This window comes from Paenibacillus sp. J22TS3, assembly GCF_018403205.1.
Lineage (GTDB): Bacteria > Bacillota > Bacilli > Paenibacillales > Paenibacillaceae > Fontibacillus > Fontibacillus tuaregi.
In genome coordinates this window covers 76916-97171 of the sequence record NZ_BOSF01000011.1, presented here as the reverse complement: position 1 = coordinate 97171, position 20256 = coordinate 76916, and the positions used below count along the sequence as shown (strand labels likewise).

The following is a 20256-nucleotide window of genomic DNA, read 5'->3' as shown; positions in this document are numbered from 1 at the left end:
TCTTTTTAAATTCAGAGGTGAAGGTTCGTCGTTGTTGTTTTGGCATTGTAGAGATCCGCTCCTTAGCATGATAGGTTTATTCTACAAGCCCTTATTTTTTCTGTCCAACTAAGTGTAGACGATCCACTTTCCCCAAGTGTGTAATTAATTCATGAAACACAAATAGAATACGCGGGGATAACTGCCTCAGAAGCCAACTTTCTAACTCCTCATTACCTATCTTACTTTTAAAGGGATTAAAAGTAGTACCAATAACTTCATGACTATCATCCTTAACCCCCCAAACCATATATGCATGACTCTTACCTTCTAAGGTTGCGGAATTACTCAAAGCTGATATATACTCCCCTATACTTTCATGGTCCTTATTATTATGCTTAAATTCAACCCATCCAGTTTCATATGGTAAACTACACAATTCGCTTAGGAGACTTCTGAGATACTCTTCTGTACGATTCAACTTTTCTCACCTCACTAGCTTGACACACAATAATTATCCATTATGTTACATTATAGCCGATTTATACTGATATCACACATAAGCTCCGCTATATGCTCTTCAACAACTGTACTATTAAAAACGGATCTGCTAGGTTGATCTTGCTGGGCATCTTAAAATGCTTAAAGAGCGAGGATGAACTACGTTCCATTAACTTGTACTTCTTCGGATCTTAGGTTATACATACAACCTATTCCGACATTGGATCACAACCAGTTCAGCAATAGCAGGAACCCCATATTACCCAACCATCTTTAACCCAATAACAGCAAAGATAATTCCCAAAATAGAGCCGATACGAAGCCAGCTTTTTGACTCGTTAAAAAAGATCATTCCAACAATGGCAGCTCCCACTGACCCAATCCCCGTCCAAACCGCATAAGCCGTCGCCAGCGGTATGGTCTCCATGGCTCTGATAAGCAGCTGGAAGCTGAGGACGAACCCGCCAATGAGAATGATATTATTAGTCCAATTATTATCCTTGGCTACGCGTTTAATGCCGATTACCCCGACAATCTCCAACAAGCCAGCCGCAATAAGCAACATCCAGTCCATTAAGCCTCACTTCCTTTCCCAGACAATTTCAAAGCAATGATACAGGCTAACAACAATAAAATGAAAGCAATCCGCTGAATACTAATCGCACCGCCAGACAGCACCATTTCCATCATCGTCGTGCCCAAAGTTCCGATTCCTGTAAACACCGCATACACCGTTCCAACCGGTAAAGTTCTGGTTGCCCGAACAATTAACTCAAAGCTTGCCAACACGGCGCCAAGAACGATAAGGCCAGGAATGGCCTCGTATTTGAATCCGCTTGCCCACACGATCTCCAGCAGTCCCCCCAAGAGCACATAAGCCCATGCTCTCGGCTCGCTTATCCGCTTATACGATTTAGCTGCCATTGCCGTCCCCCTCCTCTAAATGGCTTAAATAATAATCAACAATTTGCTCGATATGATCCATTACATCGGCATCCATTCCGTACACCTTCGCTTCCGTCCCTTCTTCGGGGCGGATCAATGACCAATACCTGTCAATGAGCTGCTCGTCTTGCTGGAACCATTCCATGGATATCTCCAGAATTTCCTCCGCAAGCTTCTGAGAAATGATAGAAGAAGGAGGTTCATGCATATTCTCCTTAACCTTTCGAATCAGCTTCGCCCATTCCATGCTTCGGGGATCGTTCAAGCTGAGGTCCGGCAGGTTTTTAATAATTTCAATTTCATGCTCTGAAAAGTGCTGGGCAAGAAACGTCTCTCTAATTTCAGAGGGGGATTGAAGCGCCTTAATAAAAAGAAAGATATCCTCCGCTTCGATCTCCCCCTTCATTTCCAAGGCATAACTTGCGATTTGCAGCAGCTTCTCCAGCTCATCCAGACGGTTCTTTTCTTTTCTAACTGCTGCCAGCTCAAAATCCAGATAATCCTTCCAGCGGTGCCCCTGCTGCGAATCCTTCCCTGCGGACAACATTTCCTTGATGGTTCCTAGTGTAAAACCGAGCTCCTTCAATGCAGCTATATGCTGGAGCACTTTGATCTCCTCATTGGAATAGTACCGGTAGCCCGATTCAGCTACCTTTGCAGGTTTCAATAAACCGATCTCATCATAGTACCTCAATGTCCTTATAGATATATTGGTTTTCTTGGACAATGCACCAATGCTGTACATCATGGCTTCACCTCTCAACAACAGTATACAGTCTCCAGTTTACGTGAGAGTCAAGTCTTTGGAGTATGGAATTGCAGGGAGAGGGAAAAAAATCCACAGCCGGATGAGGCTGTGGATTTTATGTAATCGATACGTTGTTTCAACTATGGTAAAATCAGGGAGTCATAATCAACATAAGGAGAACCTATGAACAATCCGATCCATATACTCGTTGCAGAAGACGACAACGACATCAGCCAATTGTTGTGCAGTATCATTAAAAAAAGCGGGTATATTCCGCAGCCCGCCTTCTCAGGTACGGAAGCCCTGCTCTATCTTCGGCAGCGTCAATGGAGCATGCTGCTTCTTGATCTAATGCTGCCTGGAATGACAGGTGAAGAATTGCTGCTCCAAATTGAAGGGCGTGACGATATGCCCGTTATTGTTATTTCAGCCAAAGGTGAGCCCAAAACCAAGGTGTCCGTCCTGCGTGGAGGGGCCAGCGATTTCATTACAAAACCTTTTGATATCGAGGAAGTCTCAGCCCGGATTGATTCTCAACTGCATTTGTATGCCCGCATTGGGCAGCCGGCTCCACCTAACGTGCTGAAGCATAAAGGCCTTGTGCTTGATCGGGACACCATGACGGTAACAGTAAACGGAACGGAGCTGAATCTCACAGCACGGGAGTTCGAAATCTTAGGACTGTTAATGTCAGCCCCAAAGAAGGTGTTCACGAAGGCCAACTTATACGAGCGGGTATGGGGGGAGAACTTCTATGGCGACGACAACATCATCAACGTTCATATGAGCAATTTGCGGGGCAAGCTTGCCAAAGAGGCTCCGGAATGTGAGTTTATTGAGACGGTATGGGGAATGGGCTATCGCCTCAAGGCTTAAGACATTCTTAAGTTTTGGCTTTAGCTTCTCTTATGATTTCATTTCTATACTTGGTCTATCACACAAAGGAGGCCAAGAGAAACATGCAAGAGTATGTTCTAAAAACAAATAATCTGTCCAAAAAATTCAAAGGCCATCAAGCGCTCGATAAAGTCAACTTGTCCATTCGCAAAGGTGCAATTTACGGATTTATTGGACAAAATGGCGCAGGTAAGTCTACGTTAATCCGCCTTGTAACCGGACTCGCTTTTCCGACCGAAGGATCACTGGAGCTGTTTGGTGCAAGCGGAGAGCAGGCCTTGATCCAGGCTCGCAAGCGGATGGGTTCGATCATTGAAAGCCCCGCCCTGTTCCCCCATATGACCGCTCACGAGAATCTGGAGGCAAACCGGATTTTGCGGGGCATCCCCGGCAAGGATTGTGTTCCCCGAATGCTGAAGCAGGTTGGACTGGAAGGGACCGGTAACAAGAAAGCCAAAAATTTCTCCCTGGGTATGAAGCAGCGACTGGGTCTTGCAATTGCGCTGCTCGGCGACCCCGAGTTTATAATTCTGGATGAGCCAACCAATGGTCTCGATCCGATGGGCGTTATCGAAATGCGCGAACTGCTAAAGACGTTAAACCGGGAACTAGGCATAACGATCATGATCTCCAGCCATATTCTAAGCGAACTGCATTTGATGGCCAGCCATTACGGGATCATCCATCGTGGGAAATTGCTGGAGCAGCTGACTGCCGATGAATTAAACGAAAGATGTCAGCAGTACATCTATATCCAAGTAAACGATCCGGGCAAGGCGGCCGCAGTCATACAGAATGAACTGGGAACGGCCGATTTTGAAGTGCTGCAGGACGGAGCCATCAAGCTGTACAGCCAGATGGAGAAGCCGAGTCATTTGTCGTCGGCGTTATTCTCGGCCGGGCTAGAAATCGAGAAGTTTATGCCGATGGGCGAAGACCTGGAGAGCTATTTTACGAAACGGATCGGGGGTACTCCTCATGTATAATCTGATCCGGGTGGAGTTATTCAAACTCCGTAAGAATCGTTCGTTCTGGACGCTGCTAATCGCGCTTACCGTCCTATCGCTTGCCTATCCATTGCTGTATTACTTCGATCACCGTTCAAGCGGGAAGCCGCAGTTTACAGGCGCCGAATTCCTGCTCACCTTCCTTACGAGCAATGCCTATGTCATCAAATTCGGCGTGGCGGTATTGGCCGGCTTCTTCATCTCCAATGAATATGCGACCGGCGTTATGAAGACGATCGCATCATCAGGCAATACAAGAGGACGGCTGTATATGGCAAAACTGACCGTATTCGCAATCGGGGCAGCGGCAATTTCGCTTGTTTTCCCTATCGTCAGCACGGTCGAAGTCACATTGCTTTCGGGTTTCGGGCAATTGCCAGAGGGCAGTGGGGCGATATTCCTGCTGCGGGTGCTCGTTCTAACCATATTGTATACCGCAGCTTACGCGGCCATCGGAGCACTGTTTACCGCAATTCTTACCGATAGCGGCAAAACGATCGGCTTCTCTATGATCTTTTTCCTGATCATTGATGTAGCTCTGGCGGGCATAGGCTCAAAGCTGGAATTTGTTGAAACGTTGTACAAATATTCTATCTTCAAACTGACTGGCGATATCGGCCGGCTCACCATCGAAAGCGGGGATTGGCCTGCTCTTCTGATTGCGCCGCTACTGACAATTGCTGTATCTGCAATTTTGGGCATTCTCGTATTCCGGAGAAAAGATATTAAATAAGAGACGGAGGGGGAGAGCTTGTTGCTTATTCTGATCATGATTTTGGTGGCAGCTCTCCTGCTGATCCGCCTGGTGATGCTGCGGCGGGAACTGGGACGGATGACAGAGCAATTGCGCAGCTATAATGAAGGAGTTACCGGAAAGAAAATCGACGTGGCACTCTTTGATCAAAAGCTCGAAGAGCTTGCCGGACAAATTAATCGTCAGTCTCATTTGATCGTCGAGGCGGAAGCTCAAAAGAGACGTATACAGCGGGAATTTCGGCAAGCGGCTGTAAACATGTCCCATGATATCCGTACCCCTTTGACCTCCATTTTGGGATATATTCAATTGCTGGAGGCGGACAACATAACGACAGAGGAAAAGCGTGAATATGTGGGGATCGTCAAAAATCGGACAAAGCGTCTACAGGCGCTGCTGAACGACTTCTTTGAGCTTGCCGTTATTGAATCACCGGATGATTATCTTAAAACTGAAAAGCTTGAAATGACCGGCCTGATTTCCGATATTCTGGTCGGTTATTACGATCTGTTCAATGAACAAGGAATAACGCCGACCATACACTTAACGAAGGAAAGAGTAAACATCTACGCCGACGAATCGGCTGTGCGCAGGGTAGCAGAAAATTTGCTGGTCAATACAGCCAAATATGCTAGAGATCAGGTCGAAATCAGCTTTGAACGGCAGGGGGAGTCCGTCTCATTGACAATTGTCAACGAGGCGAAGGAACTGGCCGGAAGCGATGTCAGCCTTCTGTTTGACCGGTTCTATACCGCAGACCGCGCCCGATCGGCCCAGACGTCGGGACTTGGTCTCTCCATCGCCAAAAGTCTGATGAACAAGATGGGGGGAACATTAACTGCAGAGCTGCAAGGGGATCAGCTGCGGATGACTTGCCAATGGGACGTATATAACTCCCCTTAGTGCAGGTGCCGATCCATTTATAATCTCATCCATACAATCTTTCTCTGCAGTCTTCTGATCCCTCTAGAAAGCTCCTAAGAGACCCTCCCCCTCTTTTCAAAAACTTCTCGATCCGGTCTTTAAAATCATCCCGAACATTTCAGAACTGCTCCATAATCTCCCCTTTAGGTCTGATATAAATAAAAGCCTGTCACATAATCGAATTGCCATTCGTCAAACTAATGAATACAACATTAAAGTGAAAAGGAAGCGGAAAGATGAACGCACAGGAGCATATAGCAGAACAATTTGAGGGGAACCGCAAGCACCTTCTCGCGGTAGCCTATCGGATGCTGGGGTCCTGGAGCGAGGCAGAGGATGCGGTTCAGGAAGCTTGGCTGCGGCTTAGCCTGTCGGATTCCAGAGCTATAGAGAATCTGGGCGGATGGCTGACCACCGTGGTCTCCCGAATCTGCCTCGACATGCTTCGGACACGCAAATCGCGGCGTGAGGAGCCGGTCGAAGCCCACTCGTCCCATTCCTTCATGAATCATCCAGACAGTGATCCCGAACAAGAGGCTCTGCTGGCGGATTCGGTCGGACTCGCAATGCTTGTTGTGCTGGGCAATCTGAATCCGTCTGAACGTGTCACTTTTGTCCTGCACGACATCTTCGCCATCCCCTTCACCGAAATTGCCGCTATCCTTGGCAAATCCGAGACGGCCGCCAGGCAGCTGGCCAGCCGTGCACGCCGCCGGGTGAGAGGAGACAGCCCGGAAGAAGACAAGCCCGCGCTGGCTTACCAACGCGAGCTGATCGAAGCCTTCCTCGCTGCGGCTCGGGATGCCGACTTTGACCGGCTGCTGGCTGTACTCGACCCGGATGTCGTACTCCGGGACGACCGTCAGGGCGGAGAATTGCGTATCACCCATGGGGCTCAGCATCTAGCCCAGCAAGTGGCGGGACGTATCCAGGCTTCACAGCCTGCTCTGGTAAACGGCTCCGTCGGGGTAATCGTGGCCCCTGGAGGGCGGCTGCAGTACGTGCTCCAATATGCCATACGGCAGGGAAAGATCGCCGAAATCGACCTGATCTCCGATTCCATACGTATCAGCAGACTCGATTTAAAACTGTTGGACAATTGAAAAACAACCTAACAAGGAGGAATCAGCAAGATGAGCAATTACAGGGTAGAAGAAAAGGATGCATTTCGTTTCATAGGGTTTCCAGCCATGCTGAATGAAGAGGCGGTCATTCACGCCGATAATTATTCAGCTCCCAAGACCGAGTTCTTCATGTCTGCTATTCAAAGCGGCAAACTGGCCCTGCTTCACCCCCTAGCAGAGAGCAAATATGGATATGGGGTAGTAGCCGCGAAGGATAACGGTACGTTCTACTATGCCGGTGTCCTGACCACCCAGCCCCTTGTAGACGGAACGGAAGAGGTGTTGTTCCCCCAAAGCCACTATCTGATCCTAAGCGGTCAGGGCGGGTTGTCCCGCCTTGCCTTCGACAAACTTGAAGACCAGGCATTCGCAGGGGTACTTACTGGTGATTTCCCTTACGAATACAGCGGAGGCCCGATTGCCGAAGTCTTGTTAAACGGAAATCCGGCCGACGCAGAGGCCGAAGTGTGGATACCGGTAATCCGGAAATCATAACATTCATAGTCTCTCTTCATGTTCCGGTTATGTCTTTGAACACACACAGAGCCTTTGACCCTATTTGGGTCGAAGGCTCTTCTTTTCCATCTATGTTCAGTATCATCTCTTTAATATAAAACAGTGAGTTATGGAGCGTATAATATACTAGATATAATTAAATATAACTATATATATTTTAAATTGTACTAATTGTGTAATAATTTACTCTGAAAATCAAACTAAACATCATTAAACAATACAAAAACAAACTTTCCTGTGTTACTATCATTTACAAGTAATGAACTTTTGAACATGGGGGAGATTTTGTTGAAAAAAGTTTTGTATGGAGTATTAAGCTTGGCCCTTTTACTTACAACGATGGCTGCACCGGTTCAGCCAGCTTTTGCAGCAAAAGACAAAACGGAGATCCTGATCTCTGCAGCTGCCAGCCTTAAGGACAGCCTAAGCGAAATTGAAAAAAATTATGAGAAGGAACATCCAGATATCAATTTAACGTTCAACTATGGGTCTTCCGGTACACTTCAGAAACAAATTGAGCAAGGGGCTCCTGCAGACCTTTTCTTCTCAGCTGGCAAGAAGCAAGTGGATGCCTTAGTTAAAGAGGGTTTAATTTCAGATAGCAAAACGATCCTCCGTAACGAATTGGTGATGGTGGTTCCCATCGATTCGAAACGTACATTCACCACAGTGAAGGACCTGACAGGAAATGATATTAAAAAGATAGCCATCGGGCAAGAGTCTGTGCCTGCAGGACAGTATGCCAAAGAAACGCTGACTGCCCGCAAAACCTGGGACGCTCTGAAGGACAAATTTGTCTATGCGAAGGACGTACGTCAGGTATTAACCTATGTTGAAACTGGAAATGTTGAAGCCGGTTTTGTATACAAAACCGATGCGCTCACCTCGAAAAAAGTGAGGATCGCTCTCCGAATTGCCTCTAATGTACATACGCCAATCGTATATCCTGCTGGTGTGGTAAAAGGGAGCAAGCACAGCAAAGAAGCAAAAGCATTCTATGCCTATCTCCAATCCAAAGAGGCAAGTGGAGTCTTCAAAAAATTCGGATTTATTTTGCCATAAGAAATGCTGGTTAGGATAAAATAAATATTATGGACTGGATAGCATTTTTTGAACCTATTAACCTCTCAATTCAAATCTCAATAACGGCAAGTGTGCTTGTTTTCCTATTATCTGTCTTCATCGCCTGGTATATGGCGAAGGCGCGATTCTTTGGCAAAAGTATCGTAGAGGCAATCCTGCTATTGCCGCTCGTGCTGCCGCCTACCGTAATCGGGTTTATCCTTCTTGTCGGCTTTGGCCGAAAGAGCTGGATTGGCAAAATATACGAGAACTTAATCGGCCATCCGTTTGTCTTTACTTGGGAGGCAGCTGCCATCGCTGCGGTCGTCGTGGCCTTCCCACTTGCTTATCGTTCGATGAAAGCCGGATTCGAAAGCATTGATCATGAGCTTGAAGATTCGGCCAGAGCGATGGGTGCCACGGAATGGCAGGTCCTTCGTTACATCTCTGTCCCTTTGGCCGCCCGTTCCTTGACGGCCGGGTACATCCTGGGTTTTTGCCGCGGCCTCGGGGAGTTTGGTGCAACCTTAATGATTGCCGGAAATATTCCAGGGAAAACCCAGACAATTCCGACAGCTATATATGTGGCCATGGACGGAGGAAGCATGCAGTTAGCATGGGCATGGGCCGGGTCCATGATTGTTTTCTCCTTCCTTATGCTTCTGCTCTCGAACCGCTTCGCCAAATAAAGCTTAAACAAATTGCCCGTTATCATCTGACCTAGTGTCAGTGACGACGGGCAATTTTATTTTGCTTTCTGCTCTTCACCATATAATATTAGTTTACTTTTTTAGAGCAATGATCTCATCTTCAGACAAACCGGAGGCCTCAGCTATAATAGCTGTATCTACCCCAAGCTTGAGCAGCCCTAAAGCCATCTGGACCGCTTTTCTTTTCTCCCCGCGGGCTTCGCCTTCAGCCAATGCTCCTTCAATCATGGAAGCTTCATCATGCAGATATTTCTGTCTGTCTTCGTACAATCGGCGTGCCTCAGCATCCTGACTAAGAAATTCCAGCGTGTCCATTGCCTTCTTCAAAGCAGGCTCGTTCATCGTCAGCACCTCCCAATTGGATTTATCGACACCTTTCAAAAAAAGTAACCAGTTAACTAACCCTCCGCTCCCTACAGGAGCCGCATGATCGCCAAGCTTAGGTAATTCGAGAAAATGCAGTTCTAAGTCATCTACAAGCGAAATACCGCTTCGATCTTCACGGAGATGGAAAACGTTATGATATTGGTCGTTGGGCAGAAATGAATAGTTCAGGATGTTGATGGTTACACATTTCTTCAACATTTTATAGGACTGGCCCTCTTGAAGCTGTCCATTGTATAACTTGCTCCAATAGAAAAGGGTGCGTTTCTCGGTATCATATTTGTTGAATAATTGCATTTCAACGTTGATAAGCTCCCCATCGGCTGTTTTACCGCGAATGTCAAGTATCGACTGTTTGTCGCGGGGAGCGTCCTTTTCGGTATAAGGATTTAACAGGATAATCTCTGTCAAAGGTGGTCTGTCAGCTTCTATAAAGGTCTTGTTCAAGAATGCAAGCAGAACGTCCCGATTTTCCTCACTGCCAAAAATCCGTTTGTGACACATATGTTCATCTGAGATGCTGTGTGATGAAGAGCGCAGCTCGGTCCAGGGCTTGATCGGCTTCTTCGAGAATGCCAGTGAACGCTTGGAAAACATGTGGGACGTCGGCGGTAACGTCAAGGATTACATCCACGCCTGCTGCCCGTGCACGGTCGGCTAACTGGGTGGAGTCGTCAAGGAGGAGCTCGTTAGTTCCGACCTGCAGCAGGAGCGGTGGGAAGCCGGTAAGATCACCGAACCTGGCAGGGCTCAAGAGTTCATGATTCGGGTCCTGTCCAGCGAGATACATCGCATCCGTGGCTTTAAAGCTTTCACGGGTGAAGAACGGGTCGAGCCCCGCTTTGCTATCCATACTTGCTCCGGAGTGCGTCTTGTCGAGCCCCGGCGAGAACGCCGCTATCGCTGCAGGCATCGGCAGACCTGCTTCCCGGGCCATCAGGCAAGTCGAGACAGCGATGCCGCCACCGGCAGAGTCGCCAGCAAATGCAATAGACGATGCCTGGGCTCCGTTGTCCAGAAGCTCACGATAGGCTGCGAGAGCATCCTCAAGAGCCGCAGGGAATGGATGTTCCGGAGCTAGACGATAATCGAGTGAGATGGACCGGATGCGGGTCTTACTGACCAGATTCGCGGTAAGGGACATGGCTGTGTAGGGGGAACCCATAATATACGAGCCGCCATGGAAATATAAAATGATTCCTGAACGGGTATCCTGGGCGGGGTCAACGATCACGCCGGGCCGATTCCCCAGGGTCGTCGGCGTGGTCCGCACGTCCTCAGGTACTTTCATAGCTGCCATCATGGCAGCGAAGTTCGCACGCATTTCCTCAACAGATTGTGGCTTGGTGGGCTTAGGGCGGCGCAGCATTTCATCTACACTTCTACGTTGTTCTCTAGACATATGTTATTCTCCTTCTCCTTTTTTAATCGCTTGCTACCGTAATCTCACCAACGATCCGGCTTATTCTTAGTGTATAATATAATTGTGACAAAACTTGTCACTGTATTTCTTGGGAGAGTGAATATATATGGGAAAGTCGAGGCGCCTGATTGAATTGATGATGGCAGTAAATCGGAAGCGGAGATTCACCGTCAAAGAGCTTGCTGAAGAATTTGGTGTATCTACCCGAACCATGCTGCGCGATTTGCAGGAGCTGAGTGGAATGGGAGTGCCTCTATACTCTCAAGTTGGTGCGGGAGGTGGATACCAGGTTCTTACAGAGCGAACCCTTCCACCGATTTCATTTACGGAAAATGAGGCCTTCTCCATATTCTTTGCTTCCCATGCTCTTCGGCACTTCAGTTCGCTTCCCTTCGAAGCCTCTGCAGAATCCGCACTTCGGAAATTTTACAGGTATTTATCGGATGATGTGAAAAGCCAGATCGATGAGATGCGGCACCGAATCGACTTCTTTACACATACACGCCCAGAACGAGCTGGCTACCTTGAGATATTGCTCCAGGCGTCCATTAGAAAGTTGCCCGTAACCATCAATTATGGAAATCCCGAGTATGGGACCAGTGAACGAACGATTCAACCCATCGGAATCTATGCCCATGGGGGATATTGGTTTTGCCCAGCCTACTGCTATTTGCGAAAAGCCTTCCGACTATTCCGGGTAGACCGGATAGGGTCGGCCGTTTGGGCAGATGTTGAAGCGGTATCGCCTACAGTGGACGTTGCAGAGGTGGATTTAACGAACTGGGGACCTCATTTTTACAGCAAACAGGAAAGCGTAGATGTCAAAGTGAAACTGACGGCAAAAGGGATTGAGTTATTCCGAAATAAAGGCTGGATTTTCCCTTGGGGAGAAGTCCATAGTTCCGATGATGGCACAGGCATACTACAGATGGCGATCTTCCCCACAGAAATCCGGTTCTTTGCTGAACATTTCTTCTCGTTCGGCGCTGAAGCGGTCGTGCTCCAACCGGAAGAACTAAGAGAAGCTGTCAGAAGGAAGCTGGTCCGTGCTCTCGAAGAGTATAATGTCCCAAATTCCTAGTCTCCTGATTTCAGAAAAAAGTTAAGGGACTTTTCCATTGTCCGGAAAAGCCCCTTTCACCGATTCAAACACCTTCTGAATCAAACACTCTGGCCTATTGAGATAGATTCAATCATTCCCGCCTTAAGCAACTTGGGAGGATTTTAGTTACGTCAGATCTTCTCCTCTACCGTACTCTTTTATTTATGACGTTTATGACGCTTGTCGGCTCTCCATAGCTTGCGGTTCCGCTGAACCTGTGGCGTAAGGAACAAAGAAAGTAAGAATAAAGCCACCCACCGCAGCTAAGGTTAATGACCAAAATGCCGCTTGAATTCCCTCATGCATATAGAACGGAAAAGAAACTTGGCTATAATCTGCGGTAATTGTCACCATGGTGATGAGCAGAGCCCCACCCATCGACATGCCCAATGTACGTATGGCCGTCGTCATCGGCGAAGCGTATTTCATCATTGAGCCCGGCAAGCTCGCCATGGCAAAAGCAGTAATTGGGGTCATCATAAAACCGACCCCGGTCATAAGTAAGGCATATAATCCAATCAGTATTTTATAGGAGGCATGAACCGACAAGGCTATCGTTAATAAAGCTGTTACGGCAGCAATCCCGAAAAAGGCGCTCCGAATTAAATAGCGGCCGCCGAAACGATCGTAGATCTTACCCGCAATTATTCCCGACACCCCCATAAGCAATGCGCCTGGAAGCAGCATTACCCCCGATTCTCTAGGCGTTAACCCTCTGACATTTTGCGCATATATGGGGAGCAGCAGTTCCACCCCAGCCATTACAATGAATAGGACTACGCCTATAATCGATGCATAAGTAAATCTCGAGTAGCGAAACACGTTGAAATCAAGCAAAGGAACAGCCAGTTTGAATTGACGTTTCACAAACAGGAAGGACATGACGAACCCTACAAGAAGGATGGCCATCGCAAGCAGAAGTCCCCTCCCCTGATCGCCAAGGATGCTAAATCCATACAACAGGCTGCCGAAGCCTAAACTCGAATAGAGAATAGATCTCCAGTCCAATTTCGCTTTGTGCGTATCCCAGACATTTTCCAAACCATAATAGGCAACAAACAGGTTCGCGATCGCAACGGGCGCAACTCCGTAGAATAAGATTCTCCAGGAATGATTCTGAATCACGAAGCCGGAAATCGTTGGACCCAGTGCAGGTGCGAGTCCTACAATGAGGCTGGCCAGCCCCATCGCTGCCCCGAGTTTTTCCTTTGGAAACACCATGATAATTGTATTCAGGAACACCGGCACCAGCAATCCGGCGCCAATACCCTGAATAATCCGTCCACTCAGGATCAATACAAAGTCAGCGGAGAAGCCGGCAATTAGCGTCCCCGTCGTAAACGCCCCAGCCGAAGCGAAAAACAGGGCTCTCGTTGAGTATTTTCCGATCAGAAATCCCGTCACAGGTATAACAATCCCCGAGACCAGAAGATAGACGGTGATCAGCCATTGCGCCCGATTGACCTGAATTCCAAGGTCAAGCATCATTTGGGGCAAAGCCGTGTTCAGCATGGTTTGCATTAACTGTGCCAGAAAATTTGCGATGATTAGAGAAGCGACAATGATTACGGGTTTTCTTTTCATAACCTGCCTCACCATTTCTTCGTTATTAGGAGGCTGTTAGCTGAGTTAGAACATGTTTCGGCAATACCCCCGGTGCTTTATGAATCGGGTTACCGTCTTTGAATATAATGGTCGTCGGTATGCTCATGATCTGAAAATTGTCAGACGTAATCGGATTCTCATCTACATTCACTTTAATCACTCGAATCGAGTCATTGGCTTCCCTTTCAAATTCCTCCAGGACGGGAGCAAACATTTTGCATGGTCCACACCAAGCTGCCCAAAAATTCACTACGGTTACGCCTTCTGTCAAAAGCAGATCATGAAATGTAGAATCTGTTGCATGTTGAATAGCCAAAATTATGATCATCCCTTCATTTATTTATGGATACAATGGATTCCTAATATCCGTTATATAACTAAAAAAATTTGTGCTGACAGTCTCAAGTCAAATGCTTTTTTCATCCTCCCCTTAGATAATTTGCAGAATAAAGTTTACAAACAATTGTAGACTTTATGGGTCTATAATATATTTTATGTTACCTCCTGTCAACACATTAATTCTTGCGGCCGTTGCCAGAGAGAGGCGGGAACCCTTGCCAAGAAATAAGACAAGACAATCAGACTGGCCTCTGTAGGGGGGAATAAAAAACTCGCCGTTTCTACGGCGAGCTTTGTTCTTCATATGCCGATATTATGAAATAAGAAGTATCCATTCATTATTGTAGTCATTCAATCAGGTTTTTCGTTGACTGATACATCTTCTCTGCGTACAAATCTATCTCGTCCCGGGACATGCGTAAGCGGGCCTTAGAAGTACCGTACCCGATTTCCTGTTTACCCTCAGATAAATCGTTGAAAATCCCATCCGCGAAGGCGTCTAACGGTTCTCCTTGCGTATGCAGTCCTGCCCCTCCCAAATCCGTATTTACCGCCGGAGGAGCAACCTCAATAACTTCGACAGCCGTTTCGGAAAGCTGGTGTCTTAGGCTAATAGTAAATGAATGAAGCGCGGCTTTGGTTGCGGAGTAAATTGGAGCTATCGCAAACGGTGTAAACGCCAGCCCCGATGTGACATTCATGATCGCAGCGGATTCTTTTGCCGCAAAATAAGGAGCGAACAGCAGGGACAGGTGACAAGCAGCCTCAAGATTTGTAGTGATTTCCTTACTGAAATAGCTCCAATTGTCTCTTACATTCGCTTTAAGCACATTATAACGCAGTTGAATACCCGCATTATTCACGAGCACATTCACGTCCGGATAGTTCGCAGTTACCCAATCAAACAACGCTACCCGCTCGGATTCTATTTCCAAATCGCATACACGAGTGATGAGATTGGGGACTTTCTCCCCAGCCTGTTGAAGTACATTTTCGCGTCGGCCGCAAACAATTACTTGATTCCCAGCTTTAATGAACCGTTCTGCAAACGCTAGCCCGATGCCGGAGCCTCCTCCGGTAATTAGGATTGTGTTACCTGTAAGCTTCATGGTCGTTCCTCCTCAATTTGTTGAATATAGCGATCAATCTTTGCATCGATTCCCGGCATGTATTCGGTCAACAATGCAATCTCATCCAGAACTCTTTGCCTATGTTTTCTCATCATGTCCAGCCGGAGCTCAATCGTGGCCTCTCCTTCTACGATCCATGCCATATACTGCCGAATATGGCTTATGGGCATGTGCGTATTCTTCAAGCAAATCACAGCCTGAAGGAGCGCCATTTGATGTTCTGAAAATAAGCGCCTGCCCGCATGATCCCGCTCGATTAGCGGCAGCAATCCTTTTTTCTCATAATAACGCAAAGTTGATTCGGGAATATTGTATTTGGCTGAAGCTTCGCCGATAGAATAATACTTCATGTGGAGTCCTCCAAGTTCTAACACTTTGATTGTCGACATGATTAATCATAAAACTTAAACTATGGTTTAAGTCAACAGGGAAGTTTCATGAGAGAACTTGAGTTGCTGCTTCAGTGCGGACAGATCTATTTATGGGTTCGAATCCTGATACTTGTCGATATACAGCGTCCCGTCCAATTGGAGCTCTGCGTAGAATACTTGGTCCAAAGAGTGAATGCCCTCTTTCTTTAATTGCTGGCCCAGCCAGGCACCGGAGACACCCATCTTCATCAGATTGTTCTCTACGATTTTACCATCAACAATAAGCTCAGTTGGGATTCTGTGAATAGGCGTAGTGGCTGCTTGTATATCCTTTTTTGTTGCGGGAAGCAGCTCTTCTTTTTTCAACACGCTGAGTTGACCGTCAGGTTCTAGGATGGCAAATTCAACTTCTTCGGGTGAGAAGATATCCTTGTTCCGAAGCAGCATGCTTAAATCGTCAATGTTGAGGTGCTGCTTAGCCAATGCCCTTTCCAGAATCTTACCTTGTTTGACAAGAATCGTAGGCTGGCCGTCGAGAATCTCACGCACTTTGACAGAGCGCAATCCAATCCATGCAATGATGAATGCCAAGAGTGACCATAAGACAAGGCTTGATATTCCTTGCAGCAGCGTGATGTGTCTGTTGACGATAATTTCCGCCGTGGTGGAGCCGAAAGTGATCCCTGTAACATAATTGAAAAACGTTAGATGTCCGACTTGTTTCTTACCTAATAGACGTGTCAATACGAGTAGAGCAATAAAAGATGCTGCCGTACGAAATAAAATTTCCCCATACGTCATGTGCCGAGCCCCTTGTATAACAGATGGTTTTATATTGGCCCTCGCTTCCATCGGTTATTCTTTGTTTAAAGGCAAATTTTTATTGTGGTTGGGCATGCTATATAAGCTTCTCCAGAATCATTTCACAACTTGCCTATGAGTAATTCTCAAGTTCAACTTATATAGATTCATTGTGTGTGAAAGGAAGGAGCTGCACGACAAGAACATGGATCATCCCTATGTAATCCTGCCGGAGGAACAAGCGCCCCAAGGTATAGAGCATTGCGAAATTTGCGAACTATCCAAGCAGCGGAATCGTGTCATTTGGGGAGAAGGAAATCCGAAGGCTCCGCTTATGATGATTCTGGATAATCCCGGAGCCCGGGAGGATCGGGAGGGAAATTCTTTTCTGTGCGGTACCCGGGAAACCCTCCAATTCGGCATGAGGGAAGCCGGAATAGATGTGAACGATATTTATGTCACCTATCTGCTAAAATGCCGGCCGATGCGCGCCTACAATAAACCCGAGGCCAGAGCGGCGTGTCTCCCCCACCTACAGCTGCAGCTCATTCAGAAGCAGCCGCTTGTATTATTTGGATTCGGTAATGTCGTAGCGGAATCCATATTTCCAGATGAGGAAAATGCCAGTGTCAAGGAATTACGCGGCGGCTGGTATGAATTTCAGGGTATGCCCATCAGCTTCACCTATCACCCGCTGGCAGTAAGAAGACGGCCTAATCTACTTAGGCTCTTCATAGAAGATTTGAAAGCCTTGAAAATGAAGTGGCAGGAGATTCAACATGGCAGGACATAGCATGCTGCTTTTTTGAGGACTTCCCGTTAGGGACAGCATGGAAATCGTATCCCAATTGACGGCTTTTTTATTAGAACCGTTCAAACTGCTGCGGAAAGATGGCAGCTTGGTACCTCTCTTTCGATCGCCAGACGCCCTCGTCTTCACCGTTATGGAACGGATATGTCAACATATAAAAGTTTTGCTGGATTTAACGGGACAATAAAAAGCGGCAGTCTTGAACTTCTACGTTCAGACTGCCGTTTTTTTGAGCCAAGCGTCTGTTTAACGGACATTAAACGAGCATACATACGGCTACAAATGGAATGTTAAACAAATCTGTTCCAGGAACATCTCGGGAGAATAACCGCGCTCGTCTTTTTGAAAGGAATAGGAATCGTTGCTTAAAGCCATTAGAAGCATATCCGCTTTGAAAACGCTGTTCGGCACGGGCTGTCCGGGTACTGCCATTTCGTTGAATAGTTCAACCAACAGCTGATGCAGTTCGGCATATAGAGGGCTCTGCGATCGCGATCTAGATCGATTGGTTGGTGCGGATTCTTCAACTCCTGCAAGCAGCTGATATTTCTTTTCCCTAAACTGGATAAACAAGTCGAGAAGCCCTTTCAACCGCTGGCTTGGCGGATCTGTCCGGTACTGCTTCAAGTACGCATCGATATTCTCGAAGAGGAGAACGATATTCTCTTTCATTAAATCGAGACATAGTTCGCTTTTATTGCGATAGCGGCGATAAAGCGTTCCTGGACCGATCTGCGCCTCCGCGGCAATTTGGTTCATGCTGACTTGTTCGACCCCATTTTGTTCAAAAAGCCGAAGTGCCGCATCCAATATACGTTGACGATTCTCCGCCGCATCGCGACGTTCAGCCCGAGATGACGGCGGCTCTAAATTAAACACGATATATCACTTCCTACCCTGATATGGTTCATCTCCTTGACAAACGGAGACATCTCCGTTTAATATCAAATGGAGAGGTCTCCGCTTAATGTTATCATACTAAAAAAGTGCTTACAACACACGCACAATTAAGAGCCAACCCCTAACGGAATTGCTACAAGCGGTGTCATGTTATCGACATTGCGGGAAGCGGCGGATCGAGATTATACGCTTTCGGTTGCTGACCGCGATTAGGCAACGTTAAGGCAGGATCCCCGTAACACAGAAGGCAGAAAGAAGGCTTGTTTCTATGCCGATTTGGAAAAGGAATTTAATCGTTTGCTGGTTTGGGATCTTTGTAACCGGTGTGGGCATGAGTCAGATTGCGCCCGTATTGCCGCTTTTTATCAAACATCTTGGTGTGACTGATCCAGGTACAGTTGCCCGATACTCCGGAATTGCTTTTGGCGTTACCTTCATCATCTCAGCTATCTTCTCCCCCATTTGGGGTGCGGCTGCCGATAGATTCGGGCGCAAGCCTATGTTATTGCGGGCAAGCCTGGGCATGGCGATCGTGATCGGCTGCATGGGCTTTGCGCATCATGTGTACGTATTGATTGGGCTCAGATTATTGCAAGGAGTAATAACCGGGTACAGCACAGCCTGTACGACATTAATTGCAACTCAGACGGATAAGGAACACGCAGGTTATGCACTGGGCACCCTGTCAACAGCAGGCATTGCCGGTTCCCTGCTCGGACCCATGATTGGCGGTTTTATGGAGGAAAACTTCGGTACGCAAAATGTATTTTTTATAACAGGCCTGCTGCTGCTGATCGCCTTCATTACAACCGCCTTATTCGTAAAGGAAACATTCACACGTGAGAATAAACAAGTGCAGAGCGCCAAAGCGATCTGGACTCTTATTCCCGAGAAGAGTTTGACGATCACCCTATTCGTGACCTTCTTTGTATTATCTGTGGCGTTATATTCGGTTGAGCCGATCCTCACCGTCTATATTACGCAGTTGTCCCACAATCTCAGTCATGTTGCTCTAATCGCGGGAATCACGTTCTCGGCCTCGGGACTGGCAAATATCGTTGCTGCTCCAAGGCTGGGAAAGCTGTCTGACCGGATCGGGGCGCATAAGGTGATGTTGATTTCTCTTATCACAGCAGGAATCATCTTCATTCCGCAAGCCTACGTGGGCAGTCCCTGGCAGTTAATGATCCTTCGTTTCCTATTAGGACTCACAGCGGCTGGGCTGACCCCATCTGTCAACATTTTGATCAAGAAGATTACGCCGTCTGCTATTACGGGAAGAGTGTTTGGTTTCAGCATGTCAGCAGGGTATTTAGGCGTATTTGGAGGTTCCATCTTAGGCGGCCAGGTGGCAGCCTTACTAGGCAGTAGATATGTGTTTATAGTTACGGGAGCGCTGCTGCTGATCAATGCGGTGTGGGTTTATTTTAAAGTGTATAAGAAGCTTGAGGGCAAACGGTTATCATTCTAATAACTTAACTGAAGGAGTATGTTGATTATGCAGATTAAATGGTACGGCCACTCTTCATTTCTGTTGACTTCGGATGCCGGAACGAGAATTCTCATCGATCCCTACTTTAAGTTTCTTGGCTACCGCATGCCGGTTCCGGTTGAATCGGATATTGTCGTGGTTACGCATGATCATGGCGATCACAATAAAGTTAACGCCGCATCAGGCGATTACTTGCTTGTGAACGAGCCAAAAGAATACAGCCGCGGCGATGTGAGCATTAGCGGGTTCAAGACCTTCCATGATAAGGTGAACGGTCAGAAAAAAGGGCCTAATATTATTTTCCGCTTCCGGATGGACGGACTGACGATCTGTCATTGCGGGGATCTGGGGCATCTGCTTACCGAAGAACAAGTCAAAGATATCGGCAAAGTGGATATTCTCATCGTACCCGTAGGAGGAAGGATGACCCTTGATGGGCCGGAAGCCGCTCAAGTGATGCGTCAATTGAAAGCGACCGTAACAATTCCAATGCATTATAGCACGAAGGCTTTGGGGATCCTCGGAAGGATCATTTTCGATAAGGTGGACAAATTCCTTGAAGCTGCTGGGACACGGACAACAGACGTAAAGACGTTGAACGTAACCAAAGAAAGCCTTGCCCAATATGCTGGCGTCGTTACTATGCAGTATGAATAGAAGCATAACTAATTGCCCGTTATCACCTGACAGAGTGTCAGTGACGACGGGCAAATTGTTTTAAAGAGAACAAT

At 47.2% G+C, this 20256-nt stretch carries 24 protein-coding genes; 12 read left to right on the top strand and 12 right to left on the bottom strand.

The features are described from left to right. Positions 1-91 precede the first annotated feature (91 nt). The 4 genes from KJS63_RS24520 to KJS63_RS24505 form a co-directional block, all read right to left on the bottom strand. On the bottom strand, positions 92-460 hold the full coding sequence (locus tag KJS63_RS24520) for an AlbA family DNA-binding domain-containing protein (RefSeq protein ID WP_213621482.1): 369 nt from the start codon (positions 458-460) through the stop codon (positions 92-94). 279 nt (positions 461-739) lie between these two features. After that, positions 740-1054 carry a DMT family transporter gene (locus tag KJS63_RS24515; protein WP_213621481.1) on the bottom strand — a complete coding sequence of 105 codons (315 nt, stop codon included), beginning with the start codon at positions 1052-1054 and terminating at the stop codon, positions 740-742. After that, a complete protein-coding gene (locus tag KJS63_RS24510) occupies positions 1054-1404 on the bottom strand; it encodes a DMT family transporter (RefSeq protein WP_213621480.1) in 351 nt (116 codons plus the stop codon). Before KJS63_RS24510 ends, KJS63_RS24515 begins: the two co-directional genes overlap by 1 nt. After that, positions 1394-2173 (bottom strand): MerR family transcriptional regulator, encoded by a 780-nt coding sequence (locus KJS63_RS24505; protein WP_244862760.1) that lies wholly within the window; start codon positions 2171-2173, stop codon positions 1394-1396. Before KJS63_RS24505 ends, KJS63_RS24510 begins: the two co-directional genes overlap by 11 nt. Positions 2174-2356: 183 nt before the next feature. Between KJS63_RS24505 and KJS63_RS24500 the strand changes: the two genes are divergently transcribed. The 8 genes from KJS63_RS24500 (at position 2357) to modB (ending at position 9146) form a co-directional block, all read left to right on the top strand. Continuing rightward, positions 2357-3049 carry a response regulator transcription factor gene (locus KJS63_RS24500; protein WP_213621479.1) on the top strand — a complete coding sequence of 231 codons (693 nt, stop codon included), beginning with the start codon at positions 2357-2359 and terminating at the stop codon, positions 3047-3049. 83 nt (positions 3050-3132) lie between these two features. Further along, positions 3133-4056, top strand: coding sequence for an ATP-binding cassette domain-containing protein (locus KJS63_RS24495; RefSeq protein WP_213621478.1), 924 nt, complete (start codon positions 3133-3135; stop codon positions 4054-4056). Beyond that, positions 4049-4810, top strand: a complete 762-nt coding sequence (locus KJS63_RS24490) for an ABC transporter permease (protein WP_213621477.1) — start codon at positions 4049-4051, stop codon at positions 4808-4810. Before KJS63_RS24495 ends, KJS63_RS24490 begins: the two co-directional genes overlap by 8 nt. A gap of 21 nt (positions 4811-4831) precedes the next feature. Next, the gene (locus KJS63_RS24485; RefSeq protein WP_244862759.1) at positions 4832-5734 is read left to right on the top strand and encodes a sensor histidine kinase; all 903 of its coding nucleotides are present in this window, start codon (positions 4832-4834) and stop codon (positions 5732-5734) included. Positions 5735-5991: 257 nt separating this feature from the next. Continuing rightward, a complete protein-coding gene (locus tag KJS63_RS24480) occupies positions 5992-6858 on the top strand; it encodes a sigma-70 family RNA polymerase sigma factor (protein ID WP_213621476.1) in 867 nt (288 codons plus the stop codon). A 30-nt stretch (positions 6859-6888) separates the two neighbouring features. Continuing rightward, on the top strand, positions 6889-7374 hold the full coding sequence (locus tag KJS63_RS24475) for an effector binding domain-containing protein (RefSeq protein WP_213621475.1): 486 nt from the start codon (positions 6889-6891) through the stop codon (positions 7372-7374). 294 nt (positions 7375-7668) lie between these two features. Then, entirely contained in the window at positions 7669-8457 is a 789-nt protein-coding gene (gene modA, locus KJS63_RS24470; protein WP_213621474.1) for a molybdate ABC transporter substrate-binding protein, read from the top strand. Between the two features lie 29 nt (positions 8458-8486). Further along, on the top strand, positions 8487-9146 hold the full coding sequence (gene modB, locus KJS63_RS24465) for a molybdate ABC transporter permease subunit (RefSeq protein WP_068613092.1): 660 nt from the start codon (positions 8487-8489) through the stop codon (positions 9144-9146). Between the two features lie 93 nt (positions 9147-9239). Here modB and KJS63_RS24460 read toward each other — a convergent pair whose 3' ends face one another. After that, positions 9240-10055, bottom strand: coding sequence for an Rpn family recombination-promoting nuclease/putative transposase (locus tag KJS63_RS24460; protein ID WP_213621487.1), 816 nt, complete (start codon positions 10053-10055; stop codon positions 9240-9242). A gap of 4 nt (positions 10056-10059) precedes the next feature. Next, positions 10060-10953 (bottom strand): alpha/beta hydrolase, encoded by an 894-nt coding sequence (locus tag KJS63_RS24455; protein WP_213621473.1) that lies wholly within the window; start codon positions 10951-10953, stop codon positions 10060-10062. Between the two features lie 127 nt (positions 10954-11080). On the opposite strand from KJS63_RS24455, the gene KJS63_RS24450 reads away from it, so the two are divergent. After that, positions 11081-12055, top strand: coding sequence for a helix-turn-helix transcriptional regulator (locus KJS63_RS24450; RefSeq protein ID WP_213621472.1), 975 nt, complete (start codon positions 11081-11083; stop codon positions 12053-12055). A gap of 192 nt (positions 12056-12247) precedes the next feature. Here KJS63_RS24450 and KJS63_RS24445 read toward each other — a convergent pair whose 3' ends face one another. The 5 genes from KJS63_RS24445 to KJS63_RS24425 form a co-directional block, all read right to left on the bottom strand. After that, a complete protein-coding gene (locus KJS63_RS24445) occupies positions 12248-13660 on the bottom strand; it encodes a DHA2 family efflux MFS transporter permease subunit (RefSeq protein ID WP_213621471.1) in 1413 nt (470 codons plus the stop codon). 25 nt (positions 13661-13685) lie between these two features. Then, complete coding sequence (gene trxA / locus KJS63_RS24440; protein WP_213621470.1) at positions 13686-13997, bottom strand: thioredoxin; 312 nt, start codon at positions 13995-13997, stop codon at positions 13686-13688. A gap of 370 nt (positions 13998-14367) precedes the next feature. Next, complete coding sequence (locus KJS63_RS24435; RefSeq protein ID WP_213621469.1) at positions 14368-15129, bottom strand: SDR family oxidoreductase; 762 nt, start codon at positions 15127-15129, stop codon at positions 14368-14370. Next, complete coding sequence (locus tag KJS63_RS24430; RefSeq protein ID WP_213621468.1) at positions 15126-15500, bottom strand: MerR family transcriptional regulator; 375 nt, start codon at positions 15498-15500, stop codon at positions 15126-15128. Before KJS63_RS24430 ends, KJS63_RS24435 begins: the two co-directional genes overlap by 4 nt. A 129-nt stretch (positions 15501-15629) precedes the next feature. After that, positions 15630-16322, bottom strand: a complete 693-nt coding sequence (locus KJS63_RS24425; protein WP_213621467.1) for a DUF421 domain-containing protein — start codon at positions 16320-16322, stop codon at positions 15630-15632. 205 nt (positions 16323-16527) lie between these two features. Here KJS63_RS24425 and KJS63_RS24420 point away from each other — a divergent pair, with 205 nt between their 5' ends. Next, the gene (locus KJS63_RS24420; protein ID WP_213621466.1) at positions 16528-17115 is read left to right on the top strand and encodes a uracil-DNA glycosylase; all 588 of its coding nucleotides are present in this window, start codon (positions 16528-16530) and stop codon (positions 17113-17115) included. Between the two features lie 294 nt (positions 17116-17409). On the opposite strand, the gene KJS63_RS24415 is transcribed toward KJS63_RS24420, so the two are convergent. Beyond that, positions 17410-18012, bottom strand: coding sequence for a TetR/AcrR family transcriptional regulator (locus tag KJS63_RS24415; RefSeq protein WP_068613061.1), 603 nt, complete (start codon positions 18010-18012; stop codon positions 17410-17412). A 289-nt stretch (positions 18013-18301) separates the two neighbouring features. On the opposite strand from KJS63_RS24415, the gene KJS63_RS24410 reads away from it, so the two are divergent. Together KJS63_RS24410 and KJS63_RS24405 are read left to right on the top strand one after the other, a co-directional pair. After that, positions 18302-19504 carry a multidrug efflux MFS transporter gene (locus KJS63_RS24410; protein WP_213621465.1) on the top strand — a complete coding sequence of 401 codons (1203 nt, stop codon included), beginning with the start codon at positions 18302-18304 and terminating at the stop codon, positions 19502-19504. Between the two features lie 27 nt (positions 19505-19531). Beyond that, positions 19532-20182: an MBL fold metallo-hydrolase gene (locus KJS63_RS24405; protein WP_213621464.1), complete on the top strand. Its 651-nt coding sequence runs from the start codon at positions 19532-19534 to the stop codon at positions 20180-20182. Positions 20183-20256: the final 74 nt, after the last annotated feature.